The sequence below is a fragment of the Synechocystis sp. PCC 6714 genome, assembly GCF_000478825.2.
Lineage (GTDB): Bacteria > Cyanobacteriota > Cyanobacteriia > Cyanobacteriales > Microcystaceae > Synechocystis.
Genome location: NZ_CP007542.1, coordinates 3,169,201 through 3,182,630 on the forward strand (window position 1 = coordinate 3,169,201; position 13,430 = coordinate 3,182,630).

Genomic DNA, 13,430 nt, shown 5'->3' on the forward strand with positions numbered 1-13,430 from the left:
TTAGATTTCAGTGAATTCTACGCTGCCGAAGTTTGCAGACATTTAATAATGGAAGCTTTTTCCAATAATCCCACCACTTCCCCGGAGGGTTGCACCACCAACAATTCCGACAGTTTTTGTTGGTCTAACAACTGGGCCACTTCAAACAAAGATTGGTTAGCGTTAACCGTGACCATTTGTTGGGGATATTGCATCAGGCTCTCCACTGTGACGTGGGGCCAGTCGGAAGTGGGTACATGTTTAATATCTTCCGTAGCTAGTACCCCCAGCAGTTGATTGTCGGCACCGATGATTAAGAAGCGTCGCCAGGGGGTTTTACCAATCACATAATCATTAGCAAATTCTCGAATGTTCAACCCAGCAGGGATGATGGGGCTGTTGGGAATGACCGCATCTTCCGCAGTAAAGGCTTCCATTTGATCTTTGACCTGGGCATTGCGGGCGGAGGAACCAGCATTTTGCAACAGGAACCAACCAATCAAAATGGTCCAGAAGCTACCAATGGGCAGAATATTCAAAATGCCTAAGCTACCAATGGCGATCGCCAACCAACCGAAACCTTGACCGACCCGACTGGCAACGAGAATACCTTTATTTTGATTGCCTGTGATTTGCCAAACGATAGATTTGAGCACATTGCCCCCGTCCAACGGCAAACCGGGAATGAGGTTAAACAATGCTAAGGCAAGGTTAATCATGCCCAACAAGCCAATAATGGCCTGCCCCGGCACCGGCAAGGGAATCTGGGTACCAACTATGGTTAAAGCCAAAAACAAGAGTAAACTCACCGCTGGCCCGGCGATCGCCACCGCAAAAGCTTGCCAGGGGGTATTGGATTCCTTTTCTAAACTGGCTAGACCACCAAAGAGAAAGAGGGTGATGGATTTGACTTCAATGCCCTGGGCGATCGCCACTAAACTATGGCCCAACTCGTGGGCAACAACGGAAGCAAAGAGGAGTAAGGCTGTAATTAACCCTAAAATCCAGGGTGTGCCGCCGGAAAGTTGGGGAAAGCGGGCTAAGTCCTGGCCATAGCTCAGGGTCACCAATCCCAAGATTAAAAACCAGGATGGATTGACGTAAAAAGGAATGCCAAAGAGACTGCCGACGCGGATATTGTTGTTCATAAACTGCCCCCCTACACTGAGGCTTAACATGAATTAATTGTAACGAGATGTTAAGAAAGCACCGATTGGGATAACCGTCGGAGTTAGTTCGGTTAAGCACCGTTTCCCCAATTCACTTTAGGATCAAAGGCAGTCTGGCTCCTTTCTCTGTTAGCTTGCCCATGTTTTCCCCCAGCGTTTACTCAGAAATTATCGCTACTCTTTCCCCCAGTGTAAGGTTAGTGGCGGTGACCAAAACCAAGGCGATCACAGACATCGAAGCGGCCTATGGGGCAGGCATCCGGGATTTTGCCGAAAGTCGTATCCAAGAGGCATTGCCAAAAATTACAGCTCTGACAAACTGCACCGATATTAACTGGCATTTTATTGGCCGTTTACAGAGTAACAAAGCCCGTAAGGTAGCGGAAAATTTTGCCTATATCCATTCCATTGATAATTTAGAGATCGCCGTCAAGTTGGATCGCATAGCTGGGGAGTTGAACAAATTTCCCCAGGGATTATTACAAGTCAAGTTACTGCCCGATGAGAATAAATCCGGCTGGACTAAGGAAGAATTAAAACTTGATTTGCCCCAACTGGAGCTATTACAAAATCTAAAAATTTGTGGCTTAATGACTATTTTGCCCCTCGGTCTTTCCCCTGGCGATCGCCAACAAACTTTCACCGAGTTAAAAAACTTAGCAAAAGAAATTAATCAAACATCAAACCTATCATTAACAGAATTATCCATGGGCATGTCCGGGGATTATCCCCAAGCCGTTGCCGCTGGAGCCACCATGATCCGCCTCGGTACAATTCTCTTTGGCGATCGTTAGAAAATCAATCAGCAGTATGGTGTTTTTATATTCTAAATAAAGTCCTGGGAAGAGTTTTAGACCATTACTTAATCGGCACTAGCCTGGACATTTATTGCAATTTATAAAGCCTCTATCCCATGACGATTTTCCTACGTTACCCTAGGTATCAAGTCGGTCTTTCTACATTGCCAAATTAAACCCATAGGGAATTAAGCCAGTCATGGACGACCAAGCAAAGCAAACTGAAACTACGGCAGACGTTCCCCCGTGCTCAGATAATCCTGTTGCCCCATCCCTCAATCGTCGTTCCGTGATTCAAATTGCCGCCACCGGTATTTTAGGAGTGGGTTTAGCTCGGCCAGCCATCGCCGCAGACACAACGTCAACTTTACCCGCCCAAGGGGTTGTTCTGGAACCGGGATATAGCCCCAATCAACCGATCCACCGCAAAGTCTCCAATATTGATGACTATCTGTTTCGTTTACCCAACGGCGATGTGATTGGGGATTATGTTTTGCTATGTCCCCAAAAAATGGGCGGCGGCACCCATGCTCTGGACTTAAAAACAGGCACAGTGATGGCTTCAATTTGGTACTGGAACTATGGTGATTATTGCCCGATTTCCCACCACATCCAGGCCTTTCCCTCCAGCAATCCCTATGAAGGTTTTGAATTTATCAACAGTTGCCAAGGGGGTAAAGATGCGTTGATTTTTGGCATTCCCACGCCGATGACGGAGCCAGCCGAGGGCTTCAATATGTATAAGGTCAAGTACGACGGCAATATGATGGTGCTGGAGGATAATGTGGCCGCCAGTACAGGCCTGGGCCTGGGAGTCCACACCACTATTAAGCCGGATGATGCCCAATCCTACTGGATTACGGATGGACAAAAAGATATTGCGGCCTGGTTTGATCGGGGGAATTCCCAAGTGAAGGTGGCCCTGAAATATGATTGGGTGCCGAACGTGCCGGAGCTTTCCCAGGCCTGGCGACAAGGGGGAACACTCAAAGTACGACGAATTTATCCCGATGCCAGCACTGGCCTGTTTGATTACCAAGGCACTAAGGGGCTGAAAATCGACTGGGAAATGGTTCCATCCGGTGAGTTACTGGTGGAAGAAGGACAAATCCCAGGCCAAGATGTCTTAGGGCTGTGCGGGGCAGATGGGACAATTTGGCATCCTTCCGGACGCTGGGCCGCCACCTTAATTCGCTTATGCGGGGGCCTGGTGGTGCTGGATGCCGAGAAAAATATGGAACCCGTCACCTTCTGCTCCTTTAATTCCCAAACCCCGGATCATTACCCGGTCACCAAAATCGATAAAGACACCTGGGAAATCAAAATGGAACAAGTGGGGTCTCCAGGCCATGAATCTGGCTTTTCCCCCGATGGCAAGTATTTTTGTTTTATGAACAATGGCCGGGAAAATGCCTTAGGAGTTTTTGACAGTAGCGATCCCGATCCGAAGAAGTGGAAAAAGTTTGCCGAAATCCGGGATCCCCTCTGGTACGGCCGCTATCCCGAACCGTTCCATATGGTGTTTACTCCCGATGCTAAAAAGCTCTATCTGGTGATTCTCTATCCCGCTCCGGCCAAGTCCGGTGTCATGGTCATTGATACGGAAACCTGTAAAATCCGCAAAGAAATTCAAAATATTGCCGCCGATGTGGAAAGTATTACGATTACCCCGGATGGTCGCTACGTAGTCGGGATTACGGGGGGCTTTCAACGCTATCGCAGCATGGTCTATTTCATTGATACCCGCACCGATGAGTTAGTGGGGTTTATGCCCAGCCCTGGTGGTCATCATGATCTCAGCCTGGTGCCCCGTTCTGTGGATGAGTTGCGTTGGTCTCGCTCTTGTATGTTGTAGGCCTCTCACAATTACAGTTATGGTAGCTTCCCTCGGAGACTAATCTGCTTGGAGCCAACAAGGTGACTAAGGTGCTATACATTAGCTGTAAAGTGTAAATAATGATGAAAAATTAAGCCTGATAAATCACATGAGCAATGTAAACATAAAGAGAGCTGTCGAAAATATTAGATCCAGCACCACGGTTTACACTCCGATTGTTGAAGTGATTGTTAATGCAATTCAAGCAATAGAAGAAAAGGGGAACGTTGACGAAGGCATGATAAGAGTTATTTTAAGGCGTTCTCCGCAAATTGAAATTGATGGTTCTTTGTCAAGTATTGAAAGCATTTTTGTAATAGATAATGGCATCGGTTTTACGGATAATAATAGAGAGTCATTCGATACTTTGTATAGTGACTATAAAATCCGACAGGGTGGAAAAGGCTTTGGAAGATTCACTTGCTTAAAGTACTTTCAATATCTGCGTATAGATAGTATTTACAACGATTCAGGTCTATACAAAAGAAGAGTTTTTTCGATGGGAAAAAAGAATGACATTATTATTAATGAAAATGTGAGTGAGTCACATGAGACTGATTCCCGTACTTCAGTACACTTAGAGGAAGTAAAAAGAAATTCTCTTGACAAAAAATCAATGACAATTGCTAGAAGTCTTGTTGAAAAACTTTTACCTTACTTCATAACAAAAGATTATTCTTGTCCTAAAATCATATTGGAAGAAGAAAACGGATCAAGTTCAATTATCCTGAATGACTATATTAATAATGCTTCTGCTGTTATCCAAGAGTTGGAGGTTGATGAAAATAATTTTTCTCTAGGTCAAGGGCAGAATGTTTATGATTTTCAGATTCGTATATTCAAAATTTATTCACCTAGAAATAAGGTTAGTAAAATTAGTCTAGTTGCTGACAAACGAGAAGTTACTGAAACTTCAATTTCTAGCTACATTCCTGAGTTTAGCGATGAATTTTACGATAAAAGAAAAAATGGGACTAATGATCAAGAAAGAAATTATATTATCAAGGCATATGTTTTTAGTAATTATCTTGATAACAATGTTTCACTTGAGCGTGGAGGATTTGAATTTCAGAAAGAAAATGACATACTATATGGGATATCCCAAGTAGATATCGAATCTAATGCTGCTGCGCTAACTAAGAAATCAGTCATTGATGAAATATCAGTAAGACAAGAAAAAAAGAAAGAAAGAATTATTTCTTATGTAGAAGAGGAAGCACCTTGGCATAAAAAGTTAGTGAGTAGTATTGACCTTTCTTCGTTTCCATTTAATCCAAGTAATGAAGAAATTGAAGTGCGACTGCAAAGAGAAAAGTTTCAACGTGAGATTTTAATAAGACATGAAGTAAATTCTTTATTGCAAGAAGAAGATGTCGATAACTTTAAAGAAACTATATCAAAAGTCGTTGAGAAGATATCAGAATCTAGCAAAAACGACCTGATTCACTATATTACTTTTCGACGAAAAGTATTGGATCTCTTTAGGAAAAGTTTGGAAATCAATAATCAAGGAGAGTATTCTTCAGAAGGTGCTCTTCACGATATCATCTTTCCCAAAAAAGAAGATAGTGAGTCTACAGAATATGATGAACATAATCTATGGATTATTGATGAAAGACTAAACTTCTCTAGTTATGTTTCATCTGATTTGCCGTTGAATAGTGGAAAAACTGAGCGCCCTGATTTAATTGCTTACGATAGGCGATTTGCATTTCGAGGAGATAACGAGAGCAGTAATCCCGTAACAGTATTTGAGTTTAAAAAGCCTGACAGAGATGATTTTGTTAATCCATCTTCAAAAGAAGATCCTATTAAGCAGATAGTCCGTTATATTAATAATATACGAGACGGAAAATTTAAAACACCAAAGGGACAGAAAATCAATATCGCTATCAATACACCTTTTTACGGTTATGTAGTGTGTAGTCTCACGCCAAAAGTTGAAAAATGGTTAAAAGATGATCAAGACTTTAAAACCATGCCAGATGGAATGGGTTGGTTTGGGTGGCGTACAAATATAAATCTATATATAGAAGTTATGAGTTGGGAGAAGTTATTAAAGGATGCAAATATGCGTAATAAGGTATTTTTCCATAAACTAGGTATCTGAGCTAAGTAGATAGGTGAAGCAAGTATAACAACCCTGGTGCAGCGGACGGTATCGTAAGAGGATTACTCAGGGCAAAATAATCATTTCTAGTTCTGTGGAAAAAAAATGTTGACTCTTCACAAGTTTATTAATTTGAATTCTGGATGAGGAACTGGCGTGACATGAGTAGAGATTGGATATTTTTGCGATTGGCTGTGCAAAATCTGGGGCGGCGAAAAACTAGAACCCTTTTGTTAATGGGGGCAGTGGCGGTTGCAACGGGTGCTATTTTTGCTATCACAACCCTGTTATGGGGCGTACAAAGCAGTATGACCGTGGGATTTTCCCGCTTGGGTGCAGATTTGCTCGTGGTTCCCGAGGGGACGTTGGTGAATATCACCTCTGCTCTCCTGACTGTTGCACCGAATGATGTGACCCTCGACTCCAGTCTGGCTTCTGAAATTGCAGCGATACCCGGCGTGGAACAGGTAGCCCCTCAATTGATTGTGCGGACCGACCAATCTGGATATCAATGGCCGGGTAACATGAATCATCCAGTGGATTTAATTGCCTTTGACCCAGGACATGACTTTACGGTGCAACCCTGGTTAATGGAACAGTTAGCTCGTCCATTCCAGGCCGGGGATGTGATTGTCGGCGGCGGCCATTCTGAAACTCTCAATCAAGAGCTATACCTCTACGGACAACAATTAACTGTTTACGGACGATTGGAACGCACAGGAGTGGGAACCCATGAACGAGGCCTGTTTGTTGATTTTGAGACCTTGCAGCATCTCTCAGAAACGAGTCAAAACGGAAATCATTCTCTAGAAATTACACCAGGCCAGTATTCAGGATTATTAGTCAAACTCAAGCCCAGAGCCACATCCCAACAAGTCCAGTTTGCAATTCTGGCCCAGGCTCCCCAGGTCAAGGTGATTGTCGGTGCAGCCATTTTAACCACTGTTCGGCAAGGGTTGACGGCTTTATTGGGCGGGATTTTGCTCTTGATGCTGGGAATGTTGGTGGGTTTAGCATTAATGATTAGTGTGATTTTTAGTGCCATTGTCAGCGAACGGCAACGGGAACTAGGACTCTTAGCCGCCATCGGAACCAAACCAGGGCCATTGATCGGCCTAGTCTTACTGGAGGCAACTCTGATGACTGGCGGGGGTGGGATGATTGGGACAGGCCTAGGCGTGGGGTTAATCCGGCTCTCGCAACGGACTTTGATTTATGACTTAAACAGCCTCGGGGTCTCGTTTTTCTGGCCCGGAGCCTGGGCCATGGCAGCGTTAGGACTGAGTTGCATTCTCGGAGCTGCCTTGCTCGGGGGACTGGGTGCTTTGGTGCCGGCCTGGAAAATGAGTCGCCATGATCCCTATGAATTGATTTGATAATATGGCGGCATGAATGCTCCCACCCCGATCTTAAACGCCCAAAACCTGAGTAAAACCTACGCCACGCCCTGGGGAACCGTTGATGCCGTTAAAGATGTGAGTTTAAGCTTGTTGCCGGGGCAATTTACCGCCATCATTGGTCGCTCGGGGTCAGGGAAGTCGTCGCTGTTGGCCATGCTCAGTGGCTTAAGTCGGCCGACTCGGGGGCTGGTTGAGATCCATAACACAAATCTCTGGGAACTATCCGCTCACCAACGGGCGGAAATGCGTAACCGCAGCTTTGGGTTTGTGTTTCAGTTTGCCAGTCTTTTACCCACTCTACGGGCAATTGATAATGTTGCTTTGCCAGCATTACTCGGAACAAAGATCAATTCAACCATGGCCTACGACCGAGCCGCATTGTTACTAGAACAGGTTGGCCTGGTGGATCGTTCACAAGCGTATCCAGACCAATTATCGGGGGGAGAACAACGGCGAGTTGCCATTGCCAGAGCCCTAATTAATGGCCCACCTTTGCTAATGGCTGATGAACCGACCGGCGACCTGGACGAAAAAACAGAACTGGGAATCATTGCCTTACTGATCCATATCTGTCGTTCTCAAGCTACTAGCTTGGTTATAGTCACCCATAATCTCAGCCTGACCCAGTATGCCAACCAAGTATTGACGCTACAAGGGGGAGAATTAACAACCGTCAAACAAGAAATCAAGGCGGATCAGAAAGTCCATATCCCACCGCCAGAGTTGCCTGAAGTATTACCAACCGCAGTTCCCATATCCCTAGGGACAAATCTAGGCATTAATCGACGAAAACTCCTGTGGTTCCTACCGATTGTACCGGTGGCCTGGGGCCTGGATACGGCAGTGGCCTGGTATCAACAGCGAATCATGGCCATCAAGAAACAAGCTTTTGCTCAGCTCTACCAGGCTACCCATGGCTATTTATACATTGATATTCAAAACGTTGCCTATGAACCGGATGGCAAATCCTATCGCCTCACGATGGTGATGCAAAACTTAGATCAAGCTCATCCCCTCTATATCCAAATCTTACCCATGCGAGCCTTTGTCCAAAAAGGCTTTACCTGGGAAGAAATTCCCACTAATGTCCCAAAAGACTCCAAAAACAGCCTGATCAAACTCACAACCCAAACTACCTTTGAAACTCTTTTTACTCCCAATGTGCCCCAACCCACAGAATTAATTCCGGGGTATATGCATGTCCGCATAGATACTGATTTATTGGTCAGTCAGCGGTCTCAACCTGAAGATGACCTGATCAATCGCAGCGATCCCTATTATTTCTATCTCAAGCCCCATAATGCCGATGATGCTGAGATTTTGCGCCATAGCCACTATCCAGGCCAGCCACCAGTTTATATCTCCATGCCCCCCCACTAACTAAAATAAAATTTGACGTTAAGGAGATGTCTAAAAATGTTTAAAAAGGAGATATGAGAATTAGGCTAAACCCTGGATTAGGATGCGATCGCCAACATTAAAGCGGCCTATGGGGCGGGGCTCCGGGATTTTGCGGAAAGCCACATTTAGGAAGCTTTGCCAAAAATTACAGCTCTGACAAACTGCACCGATATTAGCTGGCATTTTATTGACCGTTTACAGAGTAACAAGATCTGCAAAGTGGTGGAAAATTTTGCTTATATCCATAACAAACTCTCACCCAACTTAAAAACTTAGCGCAGGCAATCAGTCACCATTCAACTCCACAATCAACAAAGCTATCTATGGGCATTTCCGGGGATTATCCCCAAGCCATTGCCGCTGGAGCCACTATGATCCGCCTTGGTACAATTTCCTTTGGCGATCGCCGTTCAATTAACTAGCCCTATGGACAATGGCAAAAGCTGAAGTGTAACCATGCAAAAAGGTTTGGGCGCCCACCTGGCCAATTTCGCCATTGCAGAAGAAACCTCCCAAAGCTATCCCCGGAAAATATTGCCCAAACACTTGGCTATCAAAATTAGGAGTGCCATAGAGGCCATAGCCTCTGCCTAAACAGGAAAACATCAATGCTCCGATCGCCGTGGTAGGGGGCTGGCCCGGTTCGCTATCAGTGTAATGGCGCAACAAAATTCGTAGATCATCGGCGGAGGTTTCCCGATCCCGTAAATGGAATTGTAGCCTCTGGCCCTTTCTCACCCGGTCTCCAATGGCGATCGCCCCTTGGCGGGGATCCACCCCCAATAAATTGCGGATTAAAAAATCCCCTGGCTGGAGAGTTAACTTAAACTCATCGTTAGCTACCCCCACAAATAGAGAGCTTTGGGCCAATTCCTGATCTTTAGCACTCAAGGTGGGGAGCAATTTTTGTAGGCGGGCTAGGGGACTTTCCAACAGTACCGTTCCATTCTCCGTGTCCTGTCCTTGAATTTCTGTGATGATATTCCGTTCCCCCTGGTTGACCATAAAAGGTTCACCGATGGGCCGACACCCCTGAGCCACAACGCTACCAAGGCGAACATTGCCCGCCAGAGCTACCCCAATAAAACCGTCCCCGTACCGACCGCTGGGGTAATCGGGAGAATGCAGGAACAGACTGCCCCCCATGGCCATATTTTCCGCACTGGCTAAGCCCCCCACTTTTGTTGCTTGGGAATAGGCAAAATCCATTCCTGCCAAGAAATCCGTTATGCTCGTTGCCATTGGATCCGCCAAAATAATAAAGTCTGCCCCGGTGGCTGGGTCGACTCCGATTAAATCTACCCAACTCTGGGGCGGTGCATCCAAGTCCGGTAATGTTTCCCCATGGACGTAGAAAGGGGTTATGGTCACCTCCGGCAATTGGGCCAAAGTTAAGCTCAATGCCACTTCCCCCTCGATTTCCTGCACCTTGCCGGGTTGCTCCATGCCAATAATGCCACCCCCCAAGCAACCAATTAAGTTACGCACTGACAACTTTTCCTGCACCAGAGGCATTAACCGGGCCGCATCGCTGGCAAAGCTAGAGGACAGAAAAATGATCGCCAAATCCCAATCACCCCGCCCTTGACCCTGTACTTTGGCGATCGCCTCATCCAATGCCCCCTCCAGGGATGGCCGGGTAGAAAGGGCATTAACCCACCGCAAAGAATGTGTCATGGCAAAAATAAAGTAATTAGGTACTCAATGGTATGTCAAGGGTTGCCGAAAACATAGCCCAACATCTAAGACTGCCCTAAACTACTATCCTAACTTCTCAGATTAAATTGCAGAAAATCATTGGGGGAAAATCCCCATTGCCCCAAAATCAGTCTGCCAATTCCCTTTCCTAACCTATGGCAGAATGATAAAGGCCTAACAGTAAACTCCGCCCCATGACCACCTCCCTGTCCCCCCAATACGATCCCACCGTTACCGAAGCTAAATGGCAAACCGCTTGGGAAGAAGGTCATGTGTTTAAAGCCAATCCCCAGGCCCTCGGGGAACCCTATTGCGTGGTCATTCCTCCCCCCAATGTGACGGGCAGTCTACACATGGGCCACGCCTTTGAGAGTTCGTTAATCGATACTTTGGTTCGTTATCACCGCATGCGGGGAGATAATACGTTATGGTTGCCGGGCACGGACCACGCCAGCATTGCCGTGCAAACTATTTTGGAGCGTCAGTTAAAGGCAGAAGGAAAAACTCGCGATGATCTGGGGCGGGAGAAGTTCTTAGAGCGGGCCTGGCAGTGGAAAGCGGAATCCGGTAGTACTATTGTTAATCAATTGCGCCGCCTGGGGGTCTCCGTGGACTGGACTAGGGAGCGGTTCACCATGGATGAACAGTTATGCCGGGCGGTGAAAACAGCTTTCATTCAGCTTTACCAAGAGGGGTTAATTTATCGGGGCAATTACTTGGTTAATTGGTGTCCCGCTTCCCAGTCAGCGGTGTCGGATTTGGAGGTGGAAAATCAGGAAGTGGACGGTCATCTGTGGTATTTCCGTTATCCCCTCACCGATGGCAGTGGAGAAGTGGTGGTGGCCACTACTCGACCGGAAACCATGCTAGGGGACACAGCGGTAGCGGTTAACCCCAATGATCAACGCTATGCTGCCATGGTAGGCAAAACCATCACCCTACCCTTGATGAATAGGGAAATTCCCATTGTGGCCGATGATTTGGTGGACCCAGAATTTGGTACCGGTTGTGTGAAAGTGACCCCCGCCCACGATCCCAACGATTTTGTCATGGGGAAACGGCACAACTTACCTTTTATTAATCTGCTCAATAAGGACGGTTCCCTCAACGAGAACGGCGGGGATTTTGCTGGCCAAGACCGGTTTGAAGCCCGCAAAAATGTGGTGCAAGCCCTGGAAGCCCAGGGTTTTCTGGTTAAAATTGAACCCTACCGTCATTCCGTCCCCTACGGCGATCGGGGCAAGGTACCAGTAGAACCCTTGTTGTCCACCCAATGGTTCGTCAAAATCGAAAGCCTGGCCCAAAATGCCCTAGCCTGTTTGGATGAGGAGGATTCCCCTAATTTTGTCCCGGAACGATGGGGTAAGGTTTATCGAGACTGGTTAGTCAAATTGAAGGACTGGTGTATTTCCCGGCAACTATGGTGGGGCCATCAAATCCCTGCTTGGTACGTAGTTAGTGAAACCAATGGGGAAATTACCGACAATACCCCTTTCATTGTGGCCTACGACGAGGGGGAAGCCCAAGCCCAAGCCGAGGCTGAATATGGCTTGGCAGCGCAATTACAACAGGATCCTGATGTGTTAGACACCTGGTTTTCCTCTGGTTTATGGCCCTTCTCCACCATGGGCTGGCCTGAGCCAACGGAGGATTTGGCAAAGTATTACCCCACTAGCACCCTAGTAACAGGATTTGACATTATCTTTTTCTGGGTGGCCAGGATGACCATGATGGGGGGTCACTTTACCGGCAAAATGCCCTTCAAGGACGTGTATATCCATGGGTTGGTGAGGGATGAGAATGGCAAAAAAATGTCTAAATCCGCCAATAATGGCATTGACCCTTTATTACTGATTAATAAGTACGGCACCGATGCTCTGCGCTATACCCTCATCCGGGAAGTGGCCGGGGCGGGGCAGGACATTAGCCTGCAATACGATCGCCAAAAAGACGAGTCGGAGTCGGTGGAAGCGTCCCGTAACTTTGCTAACAAACTCTGGAATGCGGCCCGGTTTGTGATGATGAACCTGTATGGTCAAACACCGGAGCAATTGGGTCTAGCCCCTATGGAAGATCTGGAATTGGCAGACCAGTGGGTTCTCTCTCGTTTAAATCAAGTTATTCAGCAAACCCGTGGGCAAATAGAAAATTACGGTTTAGGGGAAGCGGCCAAGGGGCTCTACGAATTTATTTGGGGTGACTTTTGTGATTGGTACATTGAGCTAGCTAAACCCCGGCTTTGGAATAAAGAAGGGGGGGAAACGGGGACCAGGAGACAATTGGTAGCCCGACAGGTTTTGGCCCACACGTTGGACAGCATTATTAAGTTGCTCCACCCCTTCATGCCCCACATCACTGAGGAACTGTGGCAAACTCTGCACCAAGCAGAAGGGGAATTTCTGGCGTTGCAAGCCTACCCGTTGGTTAACCAGTCTTTGATAGATCCAGGTTTGGAAACCCAGTTTGACCTGTTAATTAACACCCTACGCACCATCCGTAATCTCCGGGCAGAAGCGGGCATTAAACCAGGGGCCATGGTCACTGTTATCCTCCAAAGTGAGAATGGCCAGGAACGGCAGACCCTACAACTGGGGGAAACCTATATTCGCGACATCGGCAAAGTGGAAAATCTCCAAGTTATCCCCCAACTATCCCCAGAACAAACCCAGGCGATCGCCGGAGTGGTGGACACAGTCCAGGTATTGATTCCCCTATCGGGGCTGGTGGACTTGGATATTCTGCGTAATAAAATTCAAAAAACTCTGGACAAAGTCAGTAAGGAATATGAGAGCATCGAAAAACGCCTAGCCAATCCCGGTTTTGTCAATAAAGCCCCGGAGGAAGTGATTACCGGAGCTAGGGAATCCCTCAATGCCGCTGCTATCCAACGGCAAATGCTCCAGGAACGACTGAAAATGTTGGGCTAAAAAGTTAGTGGTGCCGTTTCAAACCAATTTTTGGATCAAATTGGATCAAAATAGAGCACCACCGTTAGTTGAT

General features: G+C 46.7%; 8 protein-coding genes and 2 pseudogenes. 8 read left to right on the top strand and 2 right to left on the bottom strand.

Annotation, left to right across the window (positions count from 1 at the left end; translation table 11 throughout):
- Positions 1–17: 17 nt before the first annotated feature.
- Complete coding sequence (locus D082_RS14415) at positions 18–1,157, bottom strand: site-2 protease family protein (RefSeq protein WP_081857671.1); 1,140 nt, start codon at positions 1,155–1,157, stop codon at positions 18–20.
- A gap of 131 nt (positions 1,158–1,288) precedes the next feature.
- Between D082_RS14415 and D082_RS14420 the strand changes: the two genes are divergently transcribed.
- From D082_RS14420 to D082_RS19470, 7 genes and pseudogenes are all read left to right on the top strand, one after another.
- Complete coding sequence (locus D082_RS14420; RefSeq protein WP_028948445.1) at positions 1,289–1,942, top strand: YggS family pyridoxal phosphate-dependent enzyme; 654 nt, start codon at positions 1,289–1,291, stop codon at positions 1,940–1,942.
- Positions 1,943–2,144: 202 nt separating this feature from the next.
- A complete protein-coding gene (locus D082_RS14425) occupies positions 2,145–3,800 on the top strand; it encodes a hypothetical protein (RefSeq protein WP_028948444.1) in 1,656 nt (551 codons plus the stop codon).
- A 130-nt stretch (positions 3,801–3,930) separates the two neighbouring features.
- Positions 3,931–5,931, top strand: coding sequence for an ATP-binding protein (locus D082_RS14430; RefSeq protein WP_028948443.1), 2,001 nt, complete (start codon positions 3,931–3,933; stop codon positions 5,929–5,931).
- Between the two features lie 161 nt (positions 5,932–6,092).
- Complete coding sequence (locus tag D082_RS14435) at positions 6,093–7,307, top strand: ABC transporter permease (protein WP_028948442.1); 1,215 nt, start codon at positions 6,093–6,095, stop codon at positions 7,305–7,307.
- Between the two features lie 12 nt (positions 7,308–7,319).
- Positions 7,320–8,711, top strand: coding sequence for an ABC transporter ATP-binding protein (locus D082_RS17865; protein WP_038531051.1), 1,392 nt, complete (start codon positions 7,320–7,322; stop codon positions 8,709–8,711).
- A gap of 84 nt (positions 8,712–8,795) precedes the next feature.
- Positions 8,796–8,978: pseudogene (locus D082_RS19465) on the top strand (YggS family pyridoxal phosphate enzyme); the annotation flags it as partial.
- Positions 8,979–8,989: 11 nt separating this feature from the next.
- A pseudogene (locus tag D082_RS19470) lies at positions 8,990–9,154 on the top strand (YggS family pyridoxal phosphate enzyme); the annotation flags it as partial.
- Here the strand turns inward: D082_RS19470 and D082_RS14450 are convergent.
- Positions 9,147–10,409: an FIST C-terminal domain-containing protein gene (locus tag D082_RS14450; RefSeq protein ID WP_038531055.1), complete on the bottom strand. Its 1,263-nt coding sequence runs from the start codon at positions 10,407–10,409 to the stop codon at positions 9,147–9,149. The pseudogene D082_RS19470 and the gene D082_RS14450 sit on opposite strands and share 8 nt — an antisense overlap.
- A 215-nt stretch (positions 10,410–10,624) precedes the next feature.
- On the opposite strand from D082_RS14450, the gene valS reads away from it, so the two are divergent.
- Complete coding sequence (gene valS / locus D082_RS14455; protein ID WP_028948439.1) at positions 10,625–13,357, top strand: valine--tRNA ligase; 2,733 nt, start codon at positions 10,625–10,627, stop codon at positions 13,355–13,357.
- The last annotated feature ends 73 nt before the right edge of the window (positions 13,358–13,430 follow it).

Bases quoted from the DNA above. Each gene is read 5' to 3' on its own strand.
- D082_RS14415 (WP_081857671.1), bottom strand. From the start codon at position 1,157: ATGTTAAGCCTCAGTGTAGGGGGGCAGTTTATGAACAACAATATCCGC.
- D082_RS14420 (WP_028948445.1), top strand. From the start codon at position 1,289: ATGTTTTCCCCCAGCGTTTACTCAGAAATTATCGCTACTCTTTCCCCC.
- D082_RS14425 (WP_028948444.1), top strand. From the start codon at position 2,145: ATGGACGACCAAGCAAAGCAAACTGAAACTACGGCAGACGTTCCCCCG.
- D082_RS14430 (WP_028948443.1), top strand. From the start codon at position 3,931: ATGAGCAATGTAAACATAAAGAGAGCTGTCGAAAATATTAGATCCAGC.
- D082_RS14435 (WP_028948442.1), top strand. From the start codon at position 6,093: ATGAGTAGAGATTGGATATTTTTGCGATTGGCTGTGCAAAATCTGGGG.
- D082_RS17865 (WP_038531051.1), top strand. From the start codon at position 7,320: ATGAATGCTCCCACCCCGATCTTAAACGCCCAAAACCTGAGTAAAACC.
- D082_RS14450 (WP_038531055.1), bottom strand. From the start codon at position 10,409: ATGACACATTCTTTGCGGTGGGTTAATGCCCTTTCTACCCGGCCATCC.
- valS (WP_028948439.1), top strand. From the start codon at position 10,625: ATGACCACCTCCCTGTCCCCCCAATACGATCCCACCGTTACCGAAGCT.